Annotated in this window: 4 protein-coding genes and 2 pseudogenes; 5 read left to right on the top strand and 1 reads right to left on the bottom strand. The window is 54.7% G+C overall.

Translation table 11 applies throughout. The annotated features are described in order from the left end of the window. Positions 1–167: 167 nt before the first annotated feature. A pseudogene (locus ACP5H1_RS07850) lies at positions 168–698 on the top strand (mechanosensitive ion channel family protein); the annotation flags it as partial. Positions 699–748: 50 nt separating this feature from the next. On the opposite strand, the gene ACP5H1_RS07845 reads toward ACP5H1_RS07850, so the two are convergent. Further along, complete coding sequence (locus tag ACP5H1_RS07845) at positions 749–991, bottom strand: sulfurtransferase TusA family protein (RefSeq protein ID WP_013267219.1); 243 nt, start codon at positions 989–991, stop codon at positions 749–751. Positions 992–1,141: 150 nt separating this feature from the next. On the opposite strand from ACP5H1_RS07845, the gene ACP5H1_RS07840 reads away from it, so the two are divergent. The 4 genes and pseudogenes from ACP5H1_RS07840 to ACP5H1_RS07825 form a co-directional block, all read left to right on the top strand. Continuing rightward, on the top strand, positions 1,142–2,536 hold the full coding sequence (locus ACP5H1_RS07840; protein WP_427973808.1) for a YeeE/YedE thiosulfate transporter family protein: 1,395 nt from the start codon (positions 1,142–1,144) through the stop codon (positions 2,534–2,536). A 121-nt stretch (positions 2,537–2,657) separates the two neighbouring features. Then, entirely contained in the window at positions 2,658–3,932 is a 1,275-nt protein-coding gene (locus ACP5H1_RS07835) for a Glu/Leu/Phe/Val family dehydrogenase (protein ID WP_427973805.1), read from the top strand. A 303-nt stretch (positions 3,933–4,235) separates the two neighbouring features. Next, positions 4,236–4,400, top strand: coding sequence for a hypothetical protein (locus ACP5H1_RS07830; RefSeq protein ID WP_427973803.1), 165 nt, complete (start codon positions 4,236–4,238; stop codon positions 4,398–4,400). Continuing rightward, a pseudogene (locus ACP5H1_RS07825) lies at positions 4,372–5,067 on the top strand (hypothetical protein); the annotation flags it as partial. The gene ACP5H1_RS07830 and the pseudogene ACP5H1_RS07825, both read left to right, overlap by 29 nt.

The following is a 5,067-nucleotide window of genomic DNA, read 5'->3' as shown; positions in this document are numbered from 1 at the left end:
GTAGGGGTAACGGGCTGAAGGCCCAGCCCGCGGTCTACCGCCGGACGAGCGGAGCGGGGTGGGCGCGTAACGCACTCACCAGCTATGAGGCGATGAAGATGAAGGCGGTAAACCACAAACCTATGATCCGCTCTAAGGGAACCCTCGCCCTTTAGGGCGGGGAGGAGGTCAGAGAGATAGCCAACTACCTGCCCTCCCTGGCAGGCGCTATAGTGCTGCTAACGCTTGGAATAGCGCTCGTTAACATACTCGTGGACTACATGCAGAGGCAGGTGGGCGGCTCCGGAAACCCGTTCTTCGGGGCCATATTTAACGTGCTTAAGTTCGGCCTCTACGCAGTGATAATAACGGTTGCAGCCCAGCTGGCGATATTCTACTGGATAAAGTTCATAAACCCATACCTGTTCTATGACATCATAATTGCTTCAGTGATACTCGTGGCCACCTTAAGCATAACTGACACTGTGGTTGACAACCTCTTGAAGTCACACCCTGAGCTCAAAGACCTGGCCGGCTACGGCAGGTTCCTGCTTTACGTCGTGTTCCTGCTTATAGCAATAGTTGTCATAGTGCAGCCGTTCTCTAATGTTACAAGCATCATATATGCGTTCAGCTGGGGCTTCGCTATAGCCTTTGCAATAGCAGTCATACCGCTGGTCTACATGCTCATAAAGAGGGTCTCCAAAGAATTGGCTTGAACGTCCAATAGGTACTATGTCTTAAAAAAGAAAAGGAAAAGTGTTACAAGTTATTTTTTAGCAGTAACCTTTATCACGGCCACTATTTTGTCCTTCTCCTCTCTAACCTCGACCAGCTGGTTTCCCGTCCTCTTAACCCAGGCCTCCACGTCAGGCTTGAAGCCGGGGTCCGTGGCCCAGATCTCTATGGTGTCCCCGTTCTTTAGGTTCCTGTAGGCCTTAACTATCTCAGTTATGGGGCCTGGGCACGAGAGTCCCCTGGCATCTACCAGGACCTTTCTGGCCTCACTCATGCTCCCACTCTCATATTAGAGAAGGGGAATTCTCTCTATAAAAACCTTTGCCATATGGCGTCCCGTTTTTCTAAAAAGAGAACGCTTTTAAGCGGTTTTCTCTAAAATGAGAATTGGTGGGATCAGTTGACAGGGGTTCCGTTGTTTAAGGTGAATCCCTGGGTTGACGCGGCCTTCTATGCGGTCCTGGGCTTCCTCTTTGGGGTCCTGGCTGAGAGGACCACGTACTGCATAGTAGTTGCGACCCATCAGGTAATGGGAGTTAAATATAGCAAAGTTTATGAGATGATCCTCGTGGGGGTGGCGGTCTCCTCGCTCCTCACCGGTCTCCTCGTGGCCTCAGGGCTTGTGCCTGCGGTTGACGCCTACTTCAAGGTGCCAGGGGCGGGCTGGTACACCCTGTTAGGCTCATTCGTATTTGGCTTCGGCATAATGCTTGGCCAGGGCTGCATGGTAGGCATGCTGTGGAAGGCCGGCCAGGGCTACCTGGTTAACTGGCTTGAAATAGCGGGCATGATAGTGGGCACTGTGATATTTGCCTTCCCAGTATTTGACGGGCTCAACCTTAACTGGTGGTGGCACCACGACACCTCGCTCAGCATAATGAACGGGGCCCCCCGGAACTATGTGCCGAACCTCCTTGACGGCCTTCTGTCGCTCAGGGCGGCCGCCGCCCTCACGGGTGTCATATTCTTTGCTGGAATTATGGCAGCCGCCCTCTGGCTCAGGCATAACAGGCTCGCCTGGACTGGCGGCGAGCGGGGAAAGATTTGGAGCTCGCCGTACCTGCTTGGAACAGTATTCGGCCTCTTCATGGTGGCCTCGTTTGTGTTCCTGGCCGGCAGGGGCTTCAACTACCTCGGCGTGACGACGCCTGTCGGCCTCCTCGGGGAGTATTTGACGGCCCCCTTTGGCGGCGTCCTCGGCTCTGCGTCAATGCCAAGTAACTGGTTCCAGACAGTGGGCATAGCCAGCGTGTTCACATTCTTTATACTGATGATACTCTCCGGCGCCATGGTGTCAGCCATTTGGAGGGGCACGTTCTCGATCAGGCTCCCAGCAAGGAACACGAACGCCGCGGCTGAGATGGCGATAGCGTTCCTGGGAGGCGTCATACTAGCGATAGGCGCCAGGATGGCTCAGGGCTGCAGCGTCGGCGGCTTCTGGAGCGGCCTTGCGGCCCTGAGCCTCTTCGGGCTCGTCTTCACGTTAGGCTTCATACCTGGCACCATAGCTGGCTACTACGCATATGTTGCCATGAGCAGCGCGGCCGCTAGTAGGGTTAAGACAATAAGGCAGCTCTCCTCGATTGAGTTAAAGGTTGGCAGCGTCGACGTGAGCGGGCTCGTGGCCGCAGTCCTCTGGTCCGTAGTACTTGGAGCTGTGGGATTAGAGCTCAGGGCCTTTAACTCGGCGCTCAGGGTTCACATGAGTCCTGCTGCAGTATCGCAGTGGTCAACGGTGATGGAGGTCGCGGCGGTAGCGGTGTTGCTGCTGGCGGTTGTGGGCTGGCTAAGGAGAGGCTCCGCAGGCGCTCCCCGTTAATATCTGATTTAAAATAGCCGTCTATTTCTTTTAAAGCCTATAAGAATAACTCTTAGACTATTTTAGCAAGAATTTATATATCTTGTGAAACAGCTCTGTATACATGCGAGGTGCACTTGGGTTGGCCGTAAGGTTGGACCCTTATGAAGAGGCCAAAAAGCAGCTGGAGGTCACGGCCAGTATACTGGGCCTGAGCAAGGAAGTCTACGACATGTTAGCCACGCCCGAAAGGATTGTGCAGGTCAAGATACCTGTGATTATGAGGAACGGGAGCACCAAGGTCTTCATAGGCTGGAGGGTTCAGCACAACAGCGCCCTTGGCCCCTACAAGGGAGGCGTCAGGTACAGTCCTGAGACGAACCTGAGCGAGGTAATGGCCCTGGCCATGTGGATGACCTGGAAGAACTCGCTGGCAGGGCTTCCATACGGGGGCGCTAAGGGCGGTATACAGGTTGACCCGTTCCAGCTTAACCAGTTTGAGCTCATGCAGCTCTCTAAGAAATACTTCTTAGCCATATCACCCTTCGTGGGCGTCGACCTTGACATACCTGCCCCGGACGTCAACACTAACCCCCAGACCATGGCCTGGTTCCTGGACGCCTATGAGACAAGGACTGGGCTGAAGCAGCTGGGCGTAGTTACTGGTAAGCCCCTGGAGCTCGGGGGCCTTGAGACCAGGATATACTCAACGGGCCTCGGCGTGGCCACCGCTGCCCAGGCCGCGGCTAAGAGGCTCTGGGGAGGCATAGAGGGCAGGACCGTTGCCATACAGGGGTTCGGCAACGTGGGCTACTACACCGCCAAGTTCCTCAAGGAGATGGGTGCAAAGATAGTCGCAATATCAGACATAAAGGGAGGCATATATAACAGCAAGGGCTTCGACCCCGACGCGGTCAGGGAGTACATAACTAAGAAGGGCTCCGGCTTCGTCATTGACTACCCTGACGTCGAGAGGAAGATCACCAACGATGAACTGCTGACCAGCAACGTTGACATACTGGTCCCCGCTGCCGTGGAGAACGTCATAAACGCGAGTAACGTAAACAACGTAAAGGCCAAGCTCATAGTAGAGGGAGCCAACGGGCCAACGTCGCCCGAGGCGGAGCAGATACTTGTCAAGAAGCAGGTTGTCATAGTGCCTGACATACTGGCCAACTCAGGAGGAGTAGTGATGAGCCACATAGAGTGGGTCAACAACAGGATGGGCGGATGGATAACCGAGGAGGAGGCCAAGAACAAGCTGATGCAGAAGATGACTGACAACTTTAACGCCGTCTGGAACTACTGGGAGCAGAAGCTCGGAGGCCTCGGAGGAGCCTACAGCATGAGGACGGCCGCGCAGGCCATAGCTGTGGACAAGGTCGTAAGGGCTATGAAGCTGAGGGGCTGGATCTGAGCCCCTGCCAACTTGAATGTTTAGCCTGGGCTAACCCCGCTTTTTAATTTGTTGTCGCCTCCTAGGGGTCGGACTTTCACTGAGGTCTCATGAATTTGCGTTCAGCCTCTCGTCCTCATACCCCCTGTCCCCTCCCCGCGCCTAGGTTAGGGAGCGTGGGCTCCCGGCCACGACGCGGGGAGTTTCATCGGGCGCCTTCCTCCACCTCGCGACTGCTCATCGACTTCACGGTGGCGCCCTCCAGGATATTTGATAACGGAAAATCTTATAAGTTTTTCCGTTACTTATAACACGCGATGGCACATGACCCAGGTGGTGTTCCGCTCGAGGATATCCTCTATGGGCCACGACAAGTACGGGGACCCTAAGTACGCGATATACATCCCAAAGAACGTCCACGGCAAGATTGGGAGCCTGCTGGACAGGGAGGTGGTAGTAATTGTTATCCTGCCAGACGACGAGGAGTAAGCTGGTAGGCTCCAGGGAGGCGCTTGAGAAATTCCAGTTCGTAACGATAAACGGCAGGGTAGCCTTTGAGGACGTCGGGAGGGTCTCGCTGATCGCGTATTACTACTCAAAGGCAGTGAAGGCTGGGGTTAACCTGGCTCTGAGGGGGGTCTCGCCGAACGATGCCGTTAAGGAGTTATATAACATAATCCCCTACTCCATTTATGCTGAAACGGCCTACAAGCAGGCCTTAGCCCTTGTCGAGAATAAAGGGAGTAAGGTTGAAATTAAGAGGAGGTGGGTTGCCTGCAGGGGGAATAAAAGCGACGAGGGCAACAGGTGTGTTAAATTTCACGTTTTAGAGGACCATGTTGAAGTCAGGGTCAAGGATCCTTGGAGTAAGGAATGGGTCGTTGGGGAGGCGTACTTCGGCGAAGAGTACCTGCCGTTACTTCGCGAGCTTGAGGATTTATCTCAAAGGAGGGAGGAGGGCTACGGCGCTGCGGTGAGTTTCAAGCGTTACCCCATGATCCACCTCCAGGTCCCGCTCTGGCTGTACCTGAAGCACCTCTCTTCACCAAAACCTGGTGGTTACGGCCTGGTCGCTGGCCTCGACCTGAACAGCGACAGGCTTAACGTCGTCGCGATTAATAAGGATGGTGAAATCGCCGCCTTTAAAACGTGGTGG

The sequence above is a fragment of the Acidilobus sp. genome (genome assembly GCF_049973875.1).
In the GTDB taxonomy this organism is placed as follows: Archaea; Thermoproteota; Thermoprotei_A; order Sulfolobales; family Acidilobaceae; genus Acidilobus.
This window is presented reverse-complemented; position numbering and strand designations above follow the sequence as displayed.